This is a genomic window from Bradyrhizobium sp. LTSP849, assembly GCF_000938255.1.
Lineage (GTDB): Bacteria > Pseudomonadota > Alphaproteobacteria > Rhizobiales > Xanthobacteraceae > Bradyrhizobium.
Map to the genome: position 1 here is coordinate 24,067 of NZ_JYMR01000011.1, position 20,669 is coordinate 44,735.

At 64.6% G+C, this 20,669-nt stretch carries 19 protein-coding genes; 13 read left to right on the plus strand and 6 right to left on the minus strand.

Annotated features, from left to right (window positions below; translation table 11 throughout):
* The first annotated feature begins 116 nt into the window (after positions 1-116).
* The 7 genes from smc to UB31_RS08855 all read left to right on the plus strand — a co-directional run bounded on the left by smc (position 117) and on the right by UB31_RS08855 (position 8,802).
* Entirely contained in the window at positions 117-3,581 is a 3,465-nt protein-coding gene (smc, locus tag UB31_RS08825) for a chromosome segregation protein SMC (RefSeq protein WP_045005219.1), read from the plus strand.
* A 150-nt stretch (positions 3,582-3,731) separates the two neighbouring features.
* The gene (locus UB31_RS08830) at positions 3,732-4,712 is read left to right on the plus strand and encodes a small ribosomal subunit Rsm22 family protein (RefSeq protein WP_045005220.1); all 981 of its coding nucleotides are present in this window, start codon (positions 3,732-3,734) and stop codon (positions 4,710-4,712) included.
* Positions 4,713-4,845: 133 nt separating this feature from the next.
* Entirely contained in the window at positions 4,846-5,406 is a 561-nt protein-coding gene (locus tag UB31_RS08835) for a LemA family protein (protein ID WP_045010602.1), read from the plus strand.
* A gap of 32 nt (positions 5,407-5,438) precedes the next feature.
* The gene (locus UB31_RS08840) at positions 5,439-6,683 is read left to right on the plus strand and encodes a M48 family metallopeptidase (protein ID WP_045010603.1); all 1,245 of its coding nucleotides are present in this window, start codon (positions 5,439-5,441) and stop codon (positions 6,681-6,683) included.
* 208 nt (positions 6,684-6,891) lie between these two features.
* The gene (locus UB31_RS08845; RefSeq protein ID WP_045005223.1) at positions 6,892-7,647 is read left to right on the plus strand and encodes a P-loop NTPase family protein; all 756 of its coding nucleotides are present in this window, start codon (positions 6,892-6,894) and stop codon (positions 7,645-7,647) included.
* A gap of 63 nt (positions 7,648-7,710) precedes the next feature.
* Positions 7,711-8,379, plus strand: coding sequence for a hypothetical protein (locus UB31_RS08850; RefSeq protein WP_045005224.1), 669 nt, complete (start codon positions 7,711-7,713; stop codon positions 8,377-8,379).
* Positions 8,380-8,469: 90 nt separating this feature from the next.
* Positions 8,470-8,802, plus strand: coding sequence for a GIY-YIG nuclease family protein (locus UB31_RS08855; protein WP_045010604.1), 333 nt, complete (start codon positions 8,470-8,472; stop codon positions 8,800-8,802).
* 22 nt (positions 8,803-8,824) lie between these two features.
* Here the strand turns inward: UB31_RS08855 and UB31_RS08860 are convergent, their stop codons facing one another.
* The 5 genes from UB31_RS08860 to petA form a co-directional block, all read right to left on the minus strand.
* Positions 8,825-9,364, minus strand: coding sequence for an adenine phosphoribosyltransferase (locus UB31_RS08860; RefSeq protein ID WP_045005226.1), 540 nt, complete (start codon positions 9,362-9,364; stop codon positions 8,825-8,827).
* 76 nt (positions 9,365-9,440) lie between these two features.
* The gene (locus UB31_RS08865; RefSeq protein WP_045010605.1) at positions 9,441-11,606 is read right to left on the minus strand and encodes an anthranilate synthase component I; all 2,166 of its coding nucleotides are present in this window, start codon (positions 11,604-11,606) and stop codon (positions 9,441-9,443) included.
* A 393-nt stretch (positions 11,607-11,999) separates the two neighbouring features.
* Entirely contained in the window at positions 12,000-12,674 is a 675-nt protein-coding gene (locus tag UB31_RS08870; RefSeq protein WP_045010606.1) for a dienelactone hydrolase family protein, read from the minus strand.
* A 150-nt stretch (positions 12,675-12,824) separates the two neighbouring features.
* On the minus strand, positions 12,825-14,888 hold the full coding sequence (gene fbcH, locus UB31_RS08875) for a cytochrome b/c1 (RefSeq protein ID WP_045005231.1): 2,064 nt from the start codon (positions 14,886-14,888) through the stop codon (positions 12,825-12,827).
* Between the two features lie 62 nt (positions 14,889-14,950).
* Positions 14,951-15,481, minus strand: coding sequence for a ubiquinol-cytochrome c reductase iron-sulfur subunit (gene petA / locus UB31_RS08880; RefSeq protein WP_082078448.1), 531 nt, complete (start codon positions 15,479-15,481; stop codon positions 14,951-14,953).
* A 278-nt stretch (positions 15,482-15,759) separates the two neighbouring features.
* Between petA and UB31_RS08885 the strand changes: the two genes are divergently transcribed.
* The 6 genes from UB31_RS08885 to UB31_RS08910 all read left to right on the plus strand — a co-directional run bounded on the left by UB31_RS08885 (position 15,760) and on the right by UB31_RS08910 (position 19,534).
* Positions 15,760-16,218 (plus strand): tRNA (cytidine(34)-2'-O)-methyltransferase, encoded by a 459-nt coding sequence (locus UB31_RS08885; RefSeq protein WP_045005234.1) that lies wholly within the window; start codon positions 15,760-15,762, stop codon positions 16,216-16,218.
* Between the two features lie 18 nt (positions 16,219-16,236).
* Positions 16,237-16,869, plus strand: coding sequence for a 7-carboxy-7-deazaguanine synthase (gene queE / locus UB31_RS08890; RefSeq protein WP_045010607.1), 633 nt, complete (start codon positions 16,237-16,239; stop codon positions 16,867-16,869).
* Between the two features lie 17 nt (positions 16,870-16,886).
* Positions 16,887-17,252, plus strand: coding sequence for a 6-pyruvoyl trahydropterin synthase family protein (locus UB31_RS08895; protein WP_045005239.1), 366 nt, complete (start codon positions 16,887-16,889; stop codon positions 17,250-17,252).
* A 113-nt stretch (positions 17,253-17,365) separates the two neighbouring features.
* Positions 17,366-18,253, plus strand: coding sequence for an oxygen-dependent coproporphyrinogen oxidase (gene hemF, locus UB31_RS08900; protein WP_045005315.1), 888 nt, complete (start codon positions 17,366-17,368; stop codon positions 18,251-18,253).
* Positions 18,244-19,005 (plus strand): HAD family hydrolase, encoded by a 762-nt coding sequence (locus UB31_RS08905; RefSeq protein ID WP_197087333.1) that lies wholly within the window; start codon positions 18,244-18,246, stop codon positions 19,003-19,005. The genes hemF and UB31_RS08905 overlap by 10 nt, the downstream gene beginning before the upstream one ends.
* A 319-nt stretch (positions 19,006-19,324) precedes the next feature.
* Entirely contained in the window at positions 19,325-19,534 is a 210-nt protein-coding gene (locus tag UB31_RS08910) for a YodC family protein (protein WP_045005241.1), read from the plus strand.
* 182 nt (positions 19,535-19,716) lie between these two features.
* On the opposite strand, the gene UB31_RS08915 is transcribed toward UB31_RS08910, so the two are convergent.
* The gene (locus UB31_RS08915) at positions 19,717-20,667 is read right to left on the minus strand and encodes an amidohydrolase family protein (RefSeq protein WP_082078449.1); all 951 of its coding nucleotides are present in this window, start codon (positions 20,665-20,667) and stop codon (positions 19,717-19,719) included.
* Positions 20,668-20,669 lie beyond the last annotated feature (2 nt).

Below are 20,669 nucleotides of genomic sequence, written 5' to 3' on the forward strand. Positions count from 1 at the left end.
GCGGCCATTGTCCGACCGCATGAGGCGCCTCGCGCGACTCGCCCGGATAGCGACACTGCCTTCCATGGTATTGTCCCGGCAGGGGGATTCGCGCCTGCCAAAAGAGATGCGTGCTTATGAAAATCACCCGCCTGCGCCTACACGGCTTCAAGTCCTTCGTTGAGCCCACGGACTTCGTCATCGAGCCCGGCCTGACCGGCGTGGTCGGTCCCAACGGCTGCGGCAAGTCGAATCTCGTCGAGGCGTTGCGCTGGGCGATGGGCGAGACCTCGTACAAATCGCTGCGCGCCGCCGACATGGATGCGGTGATCTTCGCAGGCTCCGGCAATCGTCCCGCGCGCAACCACGCCGAAGTGACGATGACGATCGACAACGCCGATCGCACTGCGCCTGCGGCGGTGAACGACAGCCAGCTTCTCGAAATCTCCCGCCGCATCGAGCGCGAGGCCGGTTCGGTCTATCGCATCAACGGCCGCGACGTGCGCGCCCGCGACGTGCAGATCCTGTTTGCGGACGCCGCCACCGGCGCGCGCTCGCCCGCCCTCGTCCACCAGGGCAAGATCGGCGAAATCATCCAGGCCAAGCCCGAGCAGCGCCGCCGCGTGCTGGAAGACGCCGCCGGCGTCGCCGGTCTTCACGCCCGCCGCCACGAGGCCGAGCTGCGGCTCAAGGCGGCCGAAACCAACCTTACCCGCGTCGAGGACGTGATCGGCCAGCTCGCGGGCCAGATGGAAGGCCTCAAGAAGCAGGCCCGCCAGGCCGTGCGCTATCGCGAGGTCGCATCCAAAGTCCGCAAGGCGGAAGCCACCCTGTTCCATCTGCGCTGGATCGGCGCCCACGCCGACGTGAATGAGTCCGGCCAGACCCATGATCTCGCGGTCCGCGAGATGGCCGAGCGCACCCAGCATCAGGCCGAAGCGGCCCGCATCCAGGCGATTCGTGCCGCCGAAATGCCGGCGCTGCGCGACGCGGAAGCGCGCGCCGCAGCAGGCCTTCAGCGCCTCACCAATGCGCGCGAACTGCTCGACCGCGAGGAAGAGCGCGCCAAGGAGCGCGTCGCCGAGCTCGAGCGCCGCCTGGCGCAGTTCGAAGGCGACATCGCCCGGGCCCAGCAGCAGACCATGGATGCCGATGTCGCGCTCGAGCGGCTCGACACCGAAGACGCCGAGCTGAAGGAAGAGATCAAGTCGCGCGTCGAGAAGCGCTCCGGCGTCGACGAGCGCGTCTCTGAAGCAGAAGCGACGCTGACCGAAGCCGAGGGCCAGTTCTCCGAGCTCACCACCGCGCTCGCCGACCTCACCGCCAAGCGCAATCAGCTCGAGGCCAATGTCCGCACCCACCGCGACAAGCTCGCCCGGCTCGACCAGGAAATCACCAATGTCGCGGCCGAAGAGCAGAAGCTTGCTGACGAGACCGGCGGTTTCGGTGACCTCGACGAGCTGACCGCGACGGTCGAGAACGCGGAACAGACGCTGGCGGCTTCCGAAGCGGCCGCCCAGGCGAGCGAATCCGCCCATGTCGCCGCACGCCAGACGCTGGAATCCTCGCGCTCACCGCTGAACGAGGCCGACAAGCGCGTGCAGCGGCTCGAGACCGAGGCGCGCACGATCTCCAAGATCGTCAACGGCGAGACCAAGAATCTGTGGCCGCCGATCATCGACGGCATCACCGTCGACAAGGGTTTTGAAAAAGCGATCGGCGCAGCCCTCGGCGACGACCTCGATGCACCCGTCGATCCGTCGGCGCCGATGCGCTGGACCAATGCAGGCGTCACCGAAGGCGATCCGGCGCTGCCCGAGGGCGTCGTGCCGCTCGCCGACCACGTGCAGGCGCCCGCTGAATTGGCGCGCCGCCTGGCGCAGATCGGCGTGGTGCCGCGCGAGCGTGGCGCCGAGCTCGTCTCGCAGCTCAAGACCGGCCAGCGGCTGGTGTCGCCCGAGGGCGACGTCTGGCGCTGGGACGGCTTTGTCGCCGCCGCTCACGCCCCGACCGGCGCCGCACGGCGGCTGGCCGAGCGCGCCCGCCTCGTCGACCTCGAGAACGAGCTGGAGCAGGCCCGCATCGACGCGCAGATCCAGCGCCAGGCGCTGGAGAACGCCGAAGCCGAATTGCAGATGGCCGCGAGCACCGAAGGTGCTGCGCGCGAAGCCTGGCGCGCCGCACAGCGCGAGCTCAACACCGCGCGCGAGCGCCATGCCACCGCCGAGCGCGAGATCAACCGTCATGCCGCCCGCAAATCGGCGCTGATCGAGGCCCACAGCCGCCTCGCCGCCGACCGCGCCGAGGCCGAGGCCGCGCATGAATACGCCGCCGCCGCGATCTCCGAGCTGCCGCCCAGCGAAGACGCCGAGATCCGTCTCGCCGCAGTCCGCAGCGACATCGAAGGCCATCGCCGCATGGCCGCCCAAGTGCGCGCCGAGGCGCAGGCGCTGGCGCGCGAGGCCGAGCTTGCCGACCGCCGCGTGCAGGCGATCCTCGCTGAGCGCACCGAGTGGCAGAACCGCAAGGGCAGCGCGGCCTCCCATATCGACACCATCCAGGCCCGCATCACCGAAGTCTCGATCGAACGCAGCGATCTCGAGAACGCGCCCGCCGTGTTCGCGGAGAAGCGCAGCGCGCTGATCACCGAGATCGAATATGCCGAGAACGACCGCCGCGTCGCTGCCGACGCGCTCGCTTCCGCCGAAACCGCCATGGCGGAGACCGATCGTGCCGCCAAGCTGACGCTCGAAGCGTTGTCGAGCTCGCGCGAGGCGACCGCACGCGCCGAAGAACGCATGGAAGGCGCGCGGCGCCGCCTCGACGACATCGAGCGCGAAATCCGCGACATGCTCGAGGTCGAGCCGCAGGCCGTCGCCGGCCTTGCCGAGATCGAGCCCGGCGCGGAATTGCCGCCACTCGGCGAGACCGAGGAAGAGCTGGAGAAGCTCCGCCGCGACCGCGAGCGCCTCGGCGCCGTCAATTTGCGCGCCGAGGAAGAGCTGCGCGAGGTCGAGACCCAGCACACCAGCCTCACCACCGAGCGCGACGACCTCGTCGAAGCCATCAAACGGCTGCGCCAGGGCATCCAGAGCCTCAACAAGGAGGCGCGCGAGCGGCTGCTGACCTCGTTCGAGGTGGTCAACAGCCACTTCAAGCGGCTGTTCGTCGAGCTGTTCGGCGGCGGCGAGGCGGCACTGCATCTGATCGAGAGCGATGATCCGCTGGAAGCCGGTCTCGAGATCATCGCCAAACCGCCGGGCAAGAAGCCGCAGACGTTGTCGCTGCTCTCGGGCGGCGAGCAGGCGCTGACTGCGATGGCGCTGATCTTCGCGGTGTTCCTCACCAATCCCTCGCCGATCTGCGTGCTGGACGAAGTCGACGCGCCGCTCGACGACCACAATGTCGAGCGCTACTGCAACCTGCTGAACGAGATGACCGCCTCGACCGACACGCGCTTCGTCATCATCACGCACAACCCGATCACGATGGCGCGGATGAACCGGCTGTTCGGCGTCACCATGGCCGAGCGCGGCGTCTCGCAGCTCGTCTCGGTGAACCTGCAAGAGGCCGTGGACATTCTCGACCAGAACGTGGCGTGAGGCCGCGCGCGTTCGGCAACCATTGACGTCATCATCCGCCTTGTGCGCAAATTGCGCACTGGAGCGGATGATCCAGTACGCCGCGGCTTCTCGGCTGACGGCCCTATCTCGGAATACTGGATGCCCCGCCTTCGCGGGGCATGACCGCGGATGATGATCGCTCCCACCCTCCCTGCCGAACTAAAGGCCGCCCTCGACGGCAAGCTCCAGGGCTTTTCGCGAACCGACGCCGCACAGCGATCGCAGAAGATCTCGAACACCTATCGCTCGGGCGGCGGCTCCGGAACGATCAAGTCGGAGGCTGACGCGCTCGCCTATGCGCTCGCGCGCATGCCGGCCACCTACGCTGCCGTTGCCGCCAGCCTGAACGCACTGACCGAGATCGTGCCGGACTTCGCGCCGGAGACGCTGCTCGATGTCGGCGCAGGTCCGGGTACTGCAAGCTGGGCGGCCGCGGAGGCCTTTTCGTCGCTGCAATCCTTCACCCTGCTCGATGCCAACGGCACGCTGAGCCGGCTCGCGCTCGAGCTTGCGCAAGACAGCGCGCGACTGGGCGATTGCCGCTATCTGCCGGGCGACGCCGGCGCGAACCTCGCGGAAATCTCGCCCGCCGATATCGTCATCGCAAGCTACCTGATCGGCGAGCTCGGTGAGCACGATCAGCGCGCGCTCACGGAAATGATGTGGTCCAAAGCCCGCCACGCGCTGGTCGTGATCGAGCCCGGCACGCCGGCCGGCTATTCACGCATCCTCGCGCTGCGCCAGCAACTGATCGCGGCAGGTGCCTTCGTCGCGGCGCCCTGCCCGCACGAAAAGCCCTGCCCGCTCACGGCACCCGACTGGTGCCATTTCTCCCAGCGCCTGCCGCGCTCGCAGGCGCACCGCCAGATCAAGGGCGCCGAGGTGCCGTTCGAGGACGAACGATTCATCTTCATCGCCCTGACCCGCACGCCGCCCGCAACGCGCGCCGCGCGCGTGCTGGCGCCGCCGGATATCGGCAAGGCTGAGATCACCGCAAAGCTCTGCACCGAGGAAACCCTCACCATCACCAAGGTGCTGCGACGCGACAAGACTGCCTATGCGGATGCCCGGCGCTGGCGCTGGGGCGATGCCGTCATGGCCGAAAGTTAACCTCGTTACCCGCTTTTGCCTTGAACTCGGATGGCTCCCCATTCGACCAAGTCTTACCTTTCCTCCGCGCCGGGCTCTCGCCCGGCCCCGTTTTGGGTTACGCTGCCCGCCTTAATCCCTTCAGGAGTTCTCCATGTCGACCGGCTGGATCGTTCTCGGCGTTATCGTCGTCCTCGTGTTCTTGGCCTTCAGCGCCTACAATCGGCTGGTGGCGCTGGGCCAGCGTGTCAGCCAGGCCTTTGCCGATATCGACGTGCAGCTCAAGCAGCGTCACGATCTGGTCCCGAACCTGGTCGAGACGGTGAAAGGCTACGCGTCGCATGAGCGCGGCACGCTCGACGACGTCATCAAGGCGCGCAATTCGGCGATGTCGGCGCAAGGACCGACGCAGGTGTCCGCGGCCGAGAACCAGCTCTCCGGCGCGCTCGGTCGGCTGATCGCGCTGTCGGAGGCCTATCCCGACCTCAAGGCCAACGCCAATTTCCAGCAGCTCGCGAGCGAGCTTTCCGACCTCGAGAACAAGATCGCGGCGAGCCGCCGCTTCTTCAACAACGCGGTCCAGGAATACAACACCGGCATCCAGCAGATGCCCGCCGCGCTGTTCGCCGGCATGTTCGGCTTCACCAAGAAGGACTTCTTCGATCTCGGCGCGAGCCGCACCGAGGTCGAGGCAGCGCCACAGGTGAAGTTCTGATTTGAGCCGATAGGCCGGCAGGACAGCGCGCCATGGCCGCGTATGGTCTCTACACGCACATCGCCTCGAACAAGTTTCGTTCGATGCTGCTGCTCGCCGGCCTGTTTGCGCTGGTCTATGTGCTGGTCTATGCCGGCGCGCTGGTCGCCGAAGTCGTCATCAACGGCAATGAGACGGTCGCCTATTATCTGAGCCGCGCGTTTTCTGACCTGCTCAAAGCCGCGCCCTTTGCGACGGTCGCGGCGGTCGCCTGGATCATCATCGCCTATTTCTTCCACCAGTCGATGATCGACGCGGTGACCGGCGGCCATGACGTCACGCGTCAGGAAGAGCCGCGGCTCTACAATCTGCTCGAAAATCTCTGCATCTCGCGCGGCATCACCATGCCGAAGCTGAAGATCATGGAAAGCCCGGCGCTGAACGCGTTCGCGACCGGCCTCAACCCGCGGCAATATGCGGTCACCGTCACGACGGGCCTCCTGAAAGCACTGAACGATCAGGAGATCGAGGCCGTGCTGGGCCACGAGCTGACCCACATCAAGAACGGCGACGTGCAGCTGATGGTCGTCGCCGTCATCATCGCCGGCGTGGTCGGCTTCTTCGGCGAGTTGTTCTTCCGCCTGTTCACGAATTTGAGCTGGAGTTCCGGCGGCTCGTGGTCGTCGGGCTCCTCCTCGTCGTCACGATCGTCCTCGTCATCGAGTGACAGCAAGAGCTCCGGCGGCGGCGCCATCGTGGTCATCATCATCGCGGTCGTGCTGATCGTGGTGGCCTGGCTGGTGTCGCAGGTGGTCAAGCTCGCGCTGTCGCGTTCGCGCGAATATCTGGCGGATGCAGGCTCAGTCGAGCTCACCAAGAATCCCGATGCCATGATCTCGGCGCTACGCAAGATCGAGAATCGCGGCGAACTGCCGGGCGCGACCTCGGCGGTAATGGAGCTGTGCCTGGACAATCCGCGCGAGGGCTTTGCCGATCTGTTCGCGACCCACCCGTCGGTGCAGTCCCGGGTCGATGCGCTGGTCAAGTTTGCCGGCGGCCATGATCCCGGCCCGCTGCCGCCGCCCGCTGAAGAGGCGGAGGCGCCCGAAGAACAACAGGCCGACCAGCAGGACGCCCCTCCGCCGCTGCCACAAGGACCGTGGAACGACGCAGGCAGCCGGCCCAGTCCGCCGCCCGTACCCGCGCCAAGCCCCTCCGGAACCTCTGCCGGCAATCCGCTGGGCAATCCCATCGGCAATCCCAAAGGCAATCCCATGGGTCCTTGGGGCCGCCACTGAGCGTGCAATCTGCTGCGCCTTGCGGCCGGTTTCGCGGCGATCGGGAAAAACTCCGGAAATTGCCGCGACCGAACCCCAAGGAATTGAATTCTCCCTTGTTTCTGCCATGTTCGCGCCCAACAGCAGACTCGGGACATCCTTGGGACATCGATTTGGGGCCCGGCCGATTGCGAACCTCGCAATCGGGGGCGCGCGTTAGGGGACAGCAATGGCAAAGCCGGCAGTGGTTGTGGTGGGCGCGGACAAGGGCGGGGTCGGCAAGACCACGGTGTCGCGCACGCTGCTCGATTATTTTTCCGCCAACAACGTACCGACCCGTGCCTTCGACACGGAGTCGCCACGCGGAACGCTGAAGCGCTTCCATCCCGAGATCACCGAGATCGTCGACATGACGACGACCTCCGATCAGATGAAGATCTTCGATACGCTCAACGCGACAAGCCCGTCGGTCACCGTGATCGACGTCCGCGCCGGCCTGCTCTCGCCTGCGCTCGCCTCGCTGCGCGATATCGGTTTCCTCGACGCCGCCAAGGCCGGCCAGATCACCTTCGCGGTGTTCCATATCCTCGGACCCTCGATCGCCTCGCTCGACGAGATCGCCGAGACCGCGGGCTTCATGGGCGGCGCGAAATATTTCCTGGTGAAGAACTTCATCAACGATACCCAGTTCTTCCAGTGGGACCAGGCGACCTACCAATCGTATTTCAACCGCATCAAGGATGCGACCGAGCTGACCATCCCCAAGCTCAACGAAATGGCCTATGAGCAGGTCGAAGTGTCCTCCGTCCCGTTCCTGAAATTCGTCGCCAACAAGGGCATTCACGACGAAGCCGCGAACTATTCGTTTGTGCTGCGCGGTTATGTCCGGCACTGGCTCGCGAACGTCTGGAGCGAGTTCGACCGGATCCGGCTGACCGACATCGTCGGCTCGACGAAATCCGGGGCCCGCAGCAGCGAAAAATAGTTGCGAGCGGCGTGCGGATACGGCTGGATTGGGCGGTGAGTTTCGCTCAGATAGTAGCGCAAGATGCCCGCAACGCCCCTCTACATCATCTGCTCGCCCCGCCCGCAGGTCGGCAAGACGCTGCTGGCGCGGCTATTGAGCGAATTCCTGTTGCTCAAGAACGGCAACGTCACGGCCTTCGACGTCAATCTGAAGGAACCGTCGCTGCTCGACTATCTGCCGAAGGTCACCGAAACGGCTGATGTGATCGACACGTTCGGCAAGATGCAACTGATGGACCGCGTCATCGTCGACGATGGGCTTGCCAAGGTGATCGACCTCGGCTTCCACGCCTTCGACGAGTTCTTCAAGATGGCCGACGAGATCGGCCTGCTGAAAGAGGCGGCGCGCCGGCATGTCGCGCCGATGATCCTGTTCGTCGCCGACACCGACCGCGTCTCGGCCCGTGCCCATGAAATGCTGCGGCAGCAGATCCCGCGGGTGAACCTGATCACAGTGGACAATGAATTCATCATCCGCGGCGAGTTGCCGCCCGCGATGGCCGAGGGCCGGCTGCTCCGCCTGCCGGCGCTGCCCGGGTTCCTGAAGACGTATATCGACCGGCTGAACTTTTCTTTCACCGGCTATCTGCGACAGGAGAAAGACTCCTCCACCGAGCTGCACCAATGGGTCCGGCGGAATTACCTCGCGTTCCGGGAGCTCGAGCTCAGCCTGATCCTGCAACGGTCCTAGGCAATAATTTTACCCGGATAATATTGACTGCAAGCGGGATCGAGCTTATTGAGGGCAGCCATTAGCATCCCCTCAACAAGGGCGCATCCCGTGAGCATCGACCGCAAAGCAGCCATCGCCGCCTACAAGGAGCGCAAGACCGTTGCGGGCATCTACGTCGTTCGTTGCGCGGCCTCGGGCGAGACCTGGGTCGGCCAGGCTCCGAACCTGGAGACAATCCAGCACCGCGTCTGGTTTTCGCTGCGCCAGGGCAGCCACACCTGCCGCACTCTCCAGGCCGCCTGGAACGCGCATGGCGAGGCGGGCCTAACGTTCGGCGAATGCGAGCGGCTGGAAGATGAGGAGACCGCCTATGTCCGCAACGCGCTCCTCAAAGAGCGCATGCTGCATTGGCTGGCAGAGCTGAAGGCCGAGACGATCTGAACGTCGCTAGCGACGACGATCCTCAGTGCCCTTCGAACGTCATCAACGTGCGCACCGGCACGTCCATGGCGCGGAGCTTGGCAGCGCCGCCGAGTTCAGGCAGGTCGATGATGAAACAGGCGGCGACTACATTGGCCCCGATCTGCCGCAACAGTTTGACTGCGCCTTCCGCGGTGCCGCCGGTTGCGATGAGGTCATCGACCAGGATGACGCGCTCGCCGGGCTGGATGGCATCGACATGCATCTCCATCTCGTCGATGCCGTATTCCAGCGAATAGGCGATGCGCACGGTGGTGTGCGGCAGCTTGCCCTTCTTGCGGATCGGTACGAAGCCGGCCGAGACCTGATGCGCCACCGCACCGCCGATGATGAAGCCGCGCGCTTCCATGCCGGCGACCTTGTCAATCTTGTTGCCGGCCCAGGGATTGACGAGTTCGTCGACCGCGCGGCGGAAGGCGCGCGCGTCGGCGAGCAACGTGGTGATGTCGCGGAACATGATCCCCGGCTTGGGATAATCGGGGATGGTGCGGACGCTCGCCTTCAGATCGTGGTCAAAATTCATGGCTGTCTCGTTTCAGTTGTCATTCCGGGCTCGCGCTTCCCGCGCCCCGGAATGACGCGTGTGAAATATCCTGCCCTCAATTCGTCCCCGCTTCCAGCCGGAACGCATTCTCGACAATCCTCAAGCCCACCTCGTTGCCGAGCGACATCAACGATTCCGGGTGGAATTGCACGCCGGCGACCGGCAGCGTCTTGTGCTCGAGTGCCATGGCAACGCCATCTTCAGTGCTGGCGGTGACCGACAAAACCTCCGGCATGCTGTCGCGCTCGACAAAGAGCGAATGATAGCGGCCGATCACGATCTCATTCGGCAAATTGCGCATCAACCGCCCGCCGCGCACCTGAATCCGTGAGGGCCGGCCGTGGGCGGGATGGGTGAGCTGCCCGAGCTCGCCGCCAAAATATTCGCCGATCGCCTGCACGCCGAGGCAGACGCCGAACACCGGCAGCTTGTTCTCCAGCGCCGCATCGATGGTTGTCTTGATCCCGAAATCCTCAGGCCGGCCCGGGCCGGGCGACAGCACCAGCAAATCCCACCTCTTCTGCTTGAGCATGTCGAGCGCATGCACATAGCGGACCACGGTGACGGTGGCGCCGACCTGGCGGAAATAATCGGCGAGCATGTGGACGAAACTGTCGTCATGATCGATCAGCAGCACCCGCTTGCCCGAACCGGTGGCATCGGGCGCAAACGCCGACAGCGGCTTTGGCGGATCGCCGCGCAGCGCCTGGAACAGCGCCGCCGCTTTCACCTGGCATTCGCGATCTTCCGCGGCAGGATCGGAGTCAAACAGACAGGTGGCGCCGACGCGGACCTCGGCAAGACCGTCCTTCATACGAATGGTACGGATGGTGAGGCCGGTGTTGATGCTGCCGTCGAAATTCACCGCGCCGATCGCGCCGGCATACCAGCGCCGCGGCGAGCGCTCATGATCCTCGACGAACTGCATCGCCCACAGCTTTGGTGCACCGGTAACGGTGACGGCCCAGGCATGGGTGAGGAAGGCGTCGAGCGCGTCGAAGCCGGGACGCAGCATGCCCTCAACATGATCGACGGTGTGGAACAGCTTGGAGTAGGTCTCGATCTGGCGTCGCGCCAAAACCTTGATCGTGCCGGGGACGCAGACGCGCGCCTTGTCGTTGCGATCGACATCGGTGCACATGTTGAGCTCGAACTCGTCCTTCTCCGAGTTCAGGAGCTGGCGGATCTGCTCGGCGTCGCCGATCGCATCGGTGCCGCGCGCGATCGTGCCGGAGATCGGGCAGGTCTCGACGCGGCGTCCGTCGGAGCGCACGAACATCTCGGGCGAAGCCGAGACGAGAAATTCGCCGTCACCGAGATTCATCAGCGCGCCGTAAGGCGACGGGTTGATGACGCAGAGGCGCTGGAAGACTTCGGCCGGCGAACGGTCGCAAGGCTCGGCGAAAAGCTGGCCCGGCACGGCCTCAAAGAGATCGCCACGCGCAAAGGCGGCGCGCGCGGTCTCCACCGTGGCCTGATATTCGCCGGGGGCGTGATCGGCAAAACCCTGGCGCGGCGTTTTCTGATACGGGCTGTCGGCCGTCTCGCGCGGCAGGCCTTCCGTCGACTTGCCCTTCCACGCGAAGTCGTAGGTCAGCATCACGCCGCGGCCGGTGGCGCGGTCATAGGCGAGCAGGCGATCGGGGATGTAGAGCACGATGTCGCGCTGGTCTTTTTCGCGCGGCCGCTTCTGCACGATATCCTCGATCTGGAACACGAGGTCGTAGGCGAAGGCGCCGAACAGGCCGAGCAGCCCGTCGTCGTTGGCGGAGAAGGCGGCAACGAGATCGCGCACCAGCGACATCACGCTGGCGCGGCGCGTGCGCTGATCCTCCTCGATCGGCGCAGCGCCACGAATGATGTGGCCGGCAAGGTGCGATTGCGTCTTCTCGGAGATCACGACGCAAGGTTCGCGCAGCACGTCAGCGAGGAAGGCGATCAGCACGCGCCCACGTTCGTTGAGCGCTTCGAGTTTGAAATTGATGCCGACGGTCTCGAGCTTGAGCGGCGGGTCGGAGAAGCCGAGGTCAAAACTCTCGTAACGGCCGGGCACGGTCGTGCCCGACGACAGCACCACGCCATGGCGGCGGTCGAGCAGGCTGATGAGATCATCGAGCCGGTTGGCACCACCGGTAAACTGCTCCGCCACGCGCGTGACCGCGAGACCTGCGCGGGTCACATAGTCGCTTCTGGGCGGAAGGGTAAATACGGTCCTGTTCATGGGGTCCTCTTACGAAACTTGCCGAGGGAACGCCACACAGGACAAACGATCAGGCCGCCGCACTGCGTGGGCGACCTTCGACGATTTATGGAAAAGAAATCGCACCGGCCACCTCTTAGGAGGTGCGCCACCAAAGACGAGTTGGGCGGACGGCGGTGCTCATGGGGCGGGATACTCACCATGGCCGGGGGACGGCGTCAAGGGTGGCTGCTCGTCGCATAGCCGTCGACGTCGATCTCCGCCGTCGTCCCGGCGAAGGCCGGGACCCATAGCCACAAAATTGAATTTTGCGAAGATTCGGAGTGACAGCTCGCCCTAGCGACAAAATCCTGTGGTTATGGATCCCGGCCTTCGCCGGGACGACACGGAATTTGTGGCGCCGCCAGCAAGCCCCTACCCCAAATGCTTCCGGAAAAACTCCGTCGCCCTGCCCCAGGCGAGTTCGGCGGCTTCGCGGTCGTGCACGGCCTGGCGCTGCTCGTTGACGAAGGCGTGCTCGGCATCATAGCGGAACAGCTCCAGCGACTTGCCGGCGGCCTTCATGGCCTTCTCGAAGCCGTTGACCAGCTCCGGCGTGCACCAATCGTCCTTGTTGGCGAAGTGGGCCTGGAGCGGGATCTTGACGTCGGCGGGCTTGGCCGCCTGCTCCGGCGGAATGCCGTAGAATACGACACCGGCCGCAAGCTCCGGCACATGCACCGAGCCGATGATGGTCACCGCGCCGCCGAGGCAGAAGCCGGTCAGGCCGACCTTGGCGCCGTTGCGCGACAGATATTGCGTGGCGCCGCGCACGGTCTGCGTGGTGGCGTCCATGAAGTCGAGCGAGTTCATCTCTTTGCCGGCGGCATCCGTGTCGTGATACGGCACCACCTTGCCCTTGTAGAGATCGGGCGCCAGCGCATCGAAGCCGGCCAGCGCAAAGCGGTCGCACAGGCCCTTGATCTGGTCCGACAGCCCCCACCATTCCTGGATCACGACCACGCCTGGCGCATTTCCGCGCGCAGCGTTGGCGAGATAGCCCGAGGCCTCCTTGCCGTCCGGGCGCTTGAAGGTGATTGCGGTTCCCATGGTGTCCTCCGACGATGTTGTGGGGAGCGGTTGGAGCTATTTTGGCGGTTGCGCGCGCGATAGGCAATCGCGTCAAACAACACACGCTCGTGTCCCAAACAAAAAAGCCCCCTCGCGGGGGCTTCTTCATTCTCGTCTCGCGTGCGCCGCTCAGTGCGAGTCGGCCCAGACTTTCTTCTTGGTGAAGTACATCAGGCCCGCGAAGATGATCAGGAAGATGAAGACCTGGAAGCCGAGGCGCTTGCGCGCTTCCATGTGCGGTTCGGCGGTCCACATCAGGAACGTGGTGACGTCCTTGGCATACTGCGCGACCGTCGCCGGCGAGCCGTCGTCATAGGTCACCTGGCCGTCGCTGAGCGGCTTCGGCATCTTGATGGCGTGGCCCGGGAAGAACTTGTTGTAGTACGAGCCCTCCGGGATGGTCACGCCTTCCGGCACCTTGTCCTCAAAGCCCTGCAGCACGGCCGCGACATAGTCCGGGCCCTGTTCCTGGTATTGGCTGAAGAAGTCGACCAGGAATAGCGGGAAGCCGCGGCCATAGGAACGCGCCTTGGTGATCAGCGACAAATCGGGCGGCGCCGCGCCGCCGTTCGCCGCGCGAGCCGCCTGCTCGTTCGGGAATGGCGAGGGGAAGTAGTCAGCCGCCCGGCCGGGGCGCTCGAACATGTCGCCCTGATCGTTCGGACCGTCCTTGATCTTGTAGTCGGAGGCGAAGGCCGCGACCTGCGCCACCGAATAGCCGGGGCCGCCGTCGTCTCCGAGATTGCGGAAGGCGATGAAGGACAGGCTGTGGCAGTTGGAGCAGACTTCCTTGTAGACCTTCAGACCGCGCTGGAGCGCACCGCGGTCATACTTGCCGAAAGGGCCGGCAAAGGACCAGCTGTTGCCCGGCGGCTTGGGGCCGCCTTCCTCGGCGCGGGCATCTTGCAACGTGCCGACGAACAGTGCGCCGGCGGCGACGAGCGCGACCGCGATCGAGGCGACAGCCTTGCTGCTCTTGGCGAGGATCGCCTCCGAGATCGAGTTCGGCACCGGCCGCGGCGTCTCGATACGCGAGAGCAGCGGCAGCACGATCAGGAAGTAGGCGAAGTAGCAGACCGTCAGGACCCGGCCGGCGATCACGTAGATGCCTTCCGGCGGCTGCGCGCCGAGATAGCCGAGCAGGATGCAGACCGCGACGAAGATCCAGAAGAACTGCTTGGCCAGCGGACGGTACTTCGACGATTTGGTCTTGGCGGCATCGAGCCAGGGCAGGAAGCACAGGATGATGATCGCCGAGAACATCCCGATCACGCCCGCAAGCTTGTTCGGGATCGAGCGCAGGATCGCGTAGAACGGCAGGTAATACCATTCCGGCACGATGTGCGGCGGCGTCACGCCCGGATTCGCCGGAATGAAGTTGTCGGCGTCGCCGAGATAGTTCGGCATGTAGAAGATGAACCAGGCGTAGAGCAACAGGAAGCAGGCGACGCCGAAGCCGTCCTTGATGGTCGCGTGCGGCGTGAACGGCACCGTGTCCTTTTCCGTCTTCGGCTCGACGCCGTCCGGATTGTTCTGGCCGGCGACATGCAGCGCCCAGACGTGGAGCACGACGACGCCCGCAATCAGGAACGGCAGCAGGTAATGCAGCGAGAAGAAGCGGTTCAGCGTCGGGTTGCCGACCGAATAGCCGCCCCACAGCAGCGTCACGATGCTCTCGCCGACATAAGGAATGGCGGAGAACAGATTGGTGATGACGGTGGCGCCCCAGAAGCTCATCTGGCCCCACGGCAGCACGTAGCCCATGAAGCCGGTCGCCATCATCAGGAGATAGATAATGACGCCAAGGATCCACAGCACCTCGCGCGGCTCCTTGTAGGAGCCGTAGTAGAGACCGCGCAGCATGTGGACATAGACCGCGAAGAAGAACATCGACGCGCCGCAGGCATGCATGTTGCGCAGCAGCCAGCCGTAATTGACGTCACGGACCAGAAGCTCGACCGACTTGAAGGCGAGATCGGCATGCGGCGTGTAGTGCATCGCCAGGATCACGCCGGTCAGGATCTGCATCCCCAGCATGAAGGAGAGGATGGCGCCGAAGGTCCACCAGTAGTTCAAATTGCGCGGGGTGGGATAGACGACGAAGGAGGAATGCACGAGACCCAGGATCGGCAGACGTCGCTCGATCCATTGCAGGGCCGGATTGCTCGGCTGGTAGTCGGATGGTCCGCTCATGATGCGATCCTGAGGAAATAATACGACATGACGGTTCGAGGCTTCGGAGGAGGATCCGAAGCTCAGCCGATCTGGATTTTGGTGTCGGAAACGAACTGGTACGGCGGCACCGGCAGGTTCGCGGGCGCGGGCCCCTGGCGGATGCGGCCGGACGAATCGTACTGCGAACCATGGCAGGGGCAGAAGAACCCGTCGTAATTGCCTTCATGAGCGATCGGGATGCAGCCGAGATGGGTGCAGATGCCGATCACGACCAGCCACTGGTCATGGCCGGCTTTGACCCGGGCCTCGTCGGATTGCGGATCGGGCAGGCTCGCCACAGGAACGGCGCGCGCCTCGTCGATCTGCTTCTTGGTGCGATGGCTGATGTAGATCGGCTTGCCGCGCCAGAACACCTTGATGTCCTGCCCCTCGGCGACCGGGGTCAGATCGACCTCGATCGGCGCACCGGCGGCGATGGTCGAGGCGTCCGGATTCATTTGGGAGATGAAGGGCCAAAGTGCGGCCGCGCCCCCTACTGCTGCGGCAGCCCCCGTTGCAACGAATAAGAAATCACGGCGTGTCGGATGGTCCGCCGAAGACGCTGTCGTCACGATTCCAACCCTTTCTTCTTATGCTGCCGGTGGAACCGCTCTAGGAGCCCCCAAGGTCCCCAGAACAGGCTGCCGGCGCCCGCGGCCCCCCGCGGCGGCAGAACTTGGCTAGTCCCCGCCAAAACAAGGCGAAAACAGCAGTCCAGAATCGTTCTATTGGCACCCTTGCCGGGCGAGCGCAAGCCCGCTAACGGCGCGGAAGGGTGCAATGCACGAATTCCGCGGCTAGCGATGTTTTAATGAGACATTTCCGACCCGCACCAACCCGGTCACGACACATGCAGATCGCGCTTTTCCAGCCGGACATCGCCCAGAACACCGGCACGATTCTCAGGCTCTGCGCCTGTCTGGGCATGGCTGCCCATATCATTGAACCGGCCGGCTTCCCCGTTTCCGACCGACATTTCCGCCGGGCGGGAATGGACTATCTCGACCATGTGAGTGTGACCCGCCACGACTCCTGGTCGAAATTCGAGGAATGCCGCGCGGCGCAAGGCACCCGGCTGCTGCTGTTCACCACCAAGGCCGCCACGGATTACCGCGATTTTCATTACCAGACGTCGGACATCCTGCTATTCGGGCGCGAGAGCGCCGGTGTCACCGACGCGGTGGTCGAGGCCGCGGATGCGCGGCTGGTGATCCCGATCACGCCCGGGCTGCGGTCGCTCAATGTCGCCATGACCGCGGCGATGGCCGCAGGCGAAGCGCTGCGGCAGGTCCGGAACCCGCAAGTTTGATATGTTGAGGAGAGACGAGTGAGTTACGCGGTCAAGGAAATCTTCCTGACCCTGCAAGGCGAAGGCGCCCATGCCGGGCGCGCGTCCGTGTTCTGCCGTTTTGCCGGCTGCAACCTCTGGAGCGGGCGCGAGGCTGACCGCCTCGAGGCGACCTGCAAATTCTGCGACACGGATTTCGTCGGCACCGACGGCACGCTCGGCGGCCGCTACGCCTCGGCCGTGGAGCTTGCCGACACCATTGCCGCGCAATGGCGTGCGACGGCCGACAACCGCTACGTGGTGCTGACCGGCGGCGAACCGCTGCTCCAGGTGGACGCCGACCTGGTCGAGGCGCTCCATGCCCGCGGCTTCGAGATCGGGGTCGAGACCAACGGCACGATTGCTCCGCCCGCGGGGCTCGACTGGATCTGCGTCAGCCCCAAGGGCGGCAGCGAGCTGGTGCTGAAGCGCGGCCATGAGCTGAAGCTGGTCTATCCGCAGGCGCTGGCAGCGCCGGAGACTTTCGAGGGCCTCGCCTTCGAACGCTTCTCGCTACAACCGATGGACGGGCCCGAGGTCGCCCAGAACACCGCACGCGCCATCGATTACTGCCTGCACCATCCGCAATGGCGGCTCAGCGTGCAGACGCATAAATCGCTCGGCATCAGATAGGATTGGTTGACGGACAGATGTGGGAATTGACGAAATCGTTCCGCTTCGAGGCGGCGCATTCGCTGTCGGGAACGACCTTTGGTGCGGACAGCGAAGAGATCCACGGCCACTCCTTCCGCGCCGAGGTGACAGTGCGCGGTACGCCCGATCCTGCAACCGGCATGGTGGTCGATCTCGGCCTGCTCCAGCGCGCGATCGAGGACGTGCGGCTGACGCTGGACCACAAGTTCCTCAACAAGATCGAGGCGCTGGGAATGCCGACGCTGGAAAACCTCTCGCGCTTCGTCTGGGAGCGGCTACAGCATATCGGCCAGCTCACCCGCGTCAGCATCCACCGCGACAGTTGCAACGAGAGCTGCACCTATTACGGTCCGCAAGATTAGACTTCGAGGATTTCGTAGGGTGGGCAAAGCGTAGCGTGCCCACCATTCAAGACGACGGTGAAGGATGGTGGGCACGGCGCAAGGGCGCCTTTGCCCACCCTACAGGAATGCAGATGGACGCATCGACAATCGAAGACCGCAAGACGCGCGCCCGCGCCTGGTTTGAATCCTTGCGCGACGACATCTGCGCGAGCTTCGAGCGGCTCGAGGACGACGCGCCGCAAAGCCTCTATCCCGGCGAGGCCGGCCGCTTCGCGCGCACGCCCTGGCAGCGCACCGACCACAGCGGCGCGCCCGGCGGTGGCGGCGTGATGTCGATGATGTCAGGCCGCCTGTTCGAAAAAGTCGGCGTGCACTGCTCGACCGTGCACGGCGAGTTCGCGCCCGAGTTTCGCGCGCAGATTCCGGGCGCGGCGGACGATCCGCGGTTCTGGGCCTCCGGCATCTCGCTGATCGCGCATCTGCGCAATCCGCACGTGCCGGCCGTGCACATGAACACGCGCTTCGTCGTCACCACCAAGGCCTGGTTCGGCGGCGGCGCCGACCTCACGCCGGTGCTGGACCGCCGGCGCACGCAGGACGATGCCGACACGATCGCCTTTCACGCCGCGATGAAAGAGGCGTGCACGCAGCCGAACGGCATCGCCGACTACGACAAGTATAAGAAATGGTGCGACGAGTATTTCTACCTGCCGCACCGGAAAGAGGCGCGCGGGATCGGCGGCATCTTCTACGACTGGCACGACAGCGGCGATTGGGACGCGGACCTCGCCTTCACGCAGGATGTCGGCCGTACTTTCCTGAACACCTATCCTGACATCGTGCGACGCAATTTCGCGACCGCATGGACCGCGGAAGACCGCCAGGAGCAACTGATCCGTCGTGGACGCTATGTCGAATTCAACTTGCTCTATGACCGCGGCACCATCTTCGGGCTCAAGACCGGCGGCAATGTGGATTCGATCCTGTCGTCGCTGCCGCCGGAGGTGAAATGGCCATGATGACGATGACGCCGCCCAAGACGAAGCCGCTCCCCCGCGCCATGCTGATCGACATGGACGACACTATCCTGTCGGCCTATGGCCGACCCGAGATCGCCTGGAATACGATCGCGAACGAGTTTGCCGACGAGCTCGCACCGCTGCCGCCGCAACAGGTCGCCGCGGCCGTGCTGGCCTATGCGCGGCAATTCTGGTCGACCGCGGAAGCCGCGTGGCGGATGAAGCTTGGCGAGGCGCGGCGGCTCACGGTGCGCGGCGGCTTCGCCGAGCTCGCCGCAAACGGCCATCGTGCCCTCTCCGACGATCTTGCCGATCGCCTGGCCGACCGCTTCACCACCTATCGCGAAGAAGCGATCTTCGTCTTCCCGGGCGCGCATGATGCGATCGATGCTTTCAAGGCGCACGGCGTCAAGCTCGCGCTGGTCACCAACGGCGCCGCCGACATGCAGCGCGCCAAGGTGGAGCGCTTCGAGCTCGCGCATCGCTTCGACCACATCCAGATCGAGGGCGAGCACGGTTTCGGCAAGCCCGAGGAGCGCGCCTATCTGCACGCGATGGACGCACTCGGCGTCACCGCAAAAGACACCTGGATGATCGGCGACAACCTCGAATGGGAAGTCGTGACGCCGCAACGGCTCGGCATCTATGCGATCTGGATCGACGTGCATGGCGAGGGCCTGCCAGAGGGCTCGACCGTCAAGCCCGACCGCATCATCCGTTCGCTGACCGAACTCGTGCCGGACCGGGCGTAACAACAAAATATCGAAAACAACCCCATGCACAGTAGCCGGATGCTGCAATTTCAACAGCTTGCCGCCAAACGCAATGCATTGCTGATTTTACGAAATCCTTTGACTTGTCGGGCAAAACAGGCGCATGATGCCATCATCGCCGCGCCTAGGACGGAATAGCCCTAGGGCCATCGAGCGATCCCCCACTCGAACCTCTGCCATCGACGTTTCGCGCAGCCTACGCAAGCCGGAGCACATTCACGGGTCCCGCAGCCCGTGATGGGCATGTCATGACGGCTTGCTAGCCTTCGCCTCGTCGATCAACCTGAAAGGACCATCCATGGAACTGAAAACCGGCGACGTCGTGATGCTGAAATCCGGCGGCCAGCCGCTGACTGTCGCGGAGGTGAAGGGCGACGATATCCTCTGCCTCTGGATGGGCTCGGAGGGCGATCTGTTCCGCGAGACGCTGCCACTGGCCACGCTCGAACGCCTGGAAGTCGAAGACGACGATGATGAGGACGACGAGGATGACGAAGACGAAGAATAAGCACGCCTAAGAAATGAGGGCGGCATGGTCTCCAAGACGCAGACCGTGCTGCCTTGATTTTCATTGGCTGCGTTTCCGGCCACCTTCTCAGGGTGGCGAAAACCAAGATTCCAAAGCCACACTTCGTCTTCATCGGTACCGACCGCCGCTTGTCGAGCACCCGGTCGATCGGATCGATCTGGTCAGACAAAACGATAGAGCTGCGCCGGTGTCTCGGCCAGAATCGTCCGTTCCAGCGCCTTGTCGCCGCACCACTCCGCGAGGCCGCCGAGAACAGCATGATCGTCGATGATGCGAAACGGGTGGATATCGAGTGGCGGGCGATCAGGCACGCGATCGGTATGCGGCCAATCGCTGGCCCAGAGCATGCGATCAGGCCCCGCCGCGATCAAGGCGCGCGCGATCGGAGCTGCATCGGCATATCCCGGCGCCTGTCGTGATATCCGATAGGGAGCGGACAATTTGACGTACGCCTTGCGCGCCTTGACCAGATCCAGCAGCGCGGCAAAGCCGTCCTGTCGAATGCCGTCGCGAGCTTGCGCCATGCCGAAATGATCGATGACGACCTCCACCGGCAGCGCGGCGATCCGGTCGGCGGCGGCGGCAATCACCGGTAAAGCCGCATAGATCTGAATATGCCAGCCCAGATGGCCGATACGTCCCGCGATCGCATCGAGAGCCGCAACGGCGGCGCGCAGATCACGGTTCTCGCCGCTCTCGAGGTTGATCCTGAGGCCGCGAATTCCCCGTCTGTCGAGTTCGGCAAGTTCGATATCGCCGATGTCGGGGGCGACCACCGCGACGCCGCGCGCGCTGTCGCCGAGCTGCGCGAGCGCGTCCAGCATGCAGCGATTGTCGGTGCCGTAGAACGATGGCTGAATCAGCACATTGCGGGTGATGCCAAGGCGCCGGCGCAGCTCATGAAGATCGGAGACCGAAGCCTCTGGCGGGGTGTAGCCGCGTTGCGGCACCATCGGATACTGCCCGGCCGGGCCGATGATGTGGACGTGGCAGTCGCATGCGCCCGCTGGCATCTCGGAGACGTCTTTTGCTGAAGCATGGGCCATCGGCAGCGTCGCTCCCAGGGCAGAAACCGCGATCCTTCCAACGTCGCGTCGTGTCATCATCAACATGG

Coding starts and splice junctions, on each gene's coding strand:
- UB31_RS08895 (WP_045005239.1), top strand. CDS start 16,887: ATGTGGGAATTGACGAAATCGTTCCGCTTCGAGGCGGCGCATTCGCTG.
- UB31_RS08835 (WP_045010602.1), top strand. CDS start 4,846: ATGTCGACCGGCTGGATCGTTCTCGGCGTTATCGTCGTCCTCGTGTTC.
- UB31_RS08840 (WP_045010603.1), top strand. CDS start 5,439: ATGGCCGCGTATGGTCTCTACACGCACATCGCCTCGAACAAGTTTCGT.
- UB31_RS08905 (WP_197087333.1), top strand. CDS start 18,244: ATGGCCATGATGACGATGACGCCGCCCAAGACGAAGCCGCTCCCCCGC.
- fbcH (WP_045005231.1), bottom strand. CDS start 14,888: ATGAGCGGACCATCCGACTACCAGCCGAGCAATCCGGCCCTGCAATGG.
- UB31_RS08870 (WP_045010606.1), bottom strand. CDS start 12,674: ATGGGAACCGCAATCACCTTCAAGCGCCCGGACGGCAAGGAGGCCTCG.
- UB31_RS08915 (WP_082078449.1), bottom strand. CDS start 20,667: ATGTTGATGATGACACGACGCGACGTTGGAAGGATCGCGGTTTCTGCC.
- UB31_RS08830 (WP_045005220.1), top strand. CDS start 3,732: ATGATGATCGCTCCCACCCTCCCTGCCGAACTAAAGGCCGCCCTCGAC.
- hemF (WP_045005315.1), top strand. CDS start 17,366: ATGGACGCATCGACAATCGAAGACCGCAAGACGCGCGCCCGCGCCTGG.
- UB31_RS08845 (WP_045005223.1), top strand. CDS start 6,892: ATGGCAAAGCCGGCAGTGGTTGTGGTGGGCGCGGACAAGGGCGGGGTC.
- UB31_RS08885 (WP_045005234.1), top strand. CDS start 15,760: ATGCAGATCGCGCTTTTCCAGCCGGACATCGCCCAGAACACCGGCACG.
- UB31_RS08865 (WP_045010605.1), bottom strand. CDS start 11,606: ATGAACAGGACCGTATTTACCCTTCCGCCCAGAAGCGACTATGTGACC.
- smc (WP_045005219.1), top strand. CDS start 117: ATGAAAATCACCCGCCTGCGCCTACACGGCTTCAAGTCCTTCGTTGAG.
- UB31_RS08910 (WP_045005241.1), top strand. CDS start 19,325: ATGGAACTGAAAACCGGCGACGTCGTGATGCTGAAATCCGGCGGCCAG.
- UB31_RS08850 (WP_045005224.1), top strand. CDS start 7,711: ATGCCCGCAACGCCCCTCTACATCATCTGCTCGCCCCGCCCGCAGGTC.
- UB31_RS08860 (WP_045005226.1), bottom strand. CDS start 9,364: ATGAATTTTGACCACGATCTGAAGGCGAGCGTCCGCACCATCCCCGAT.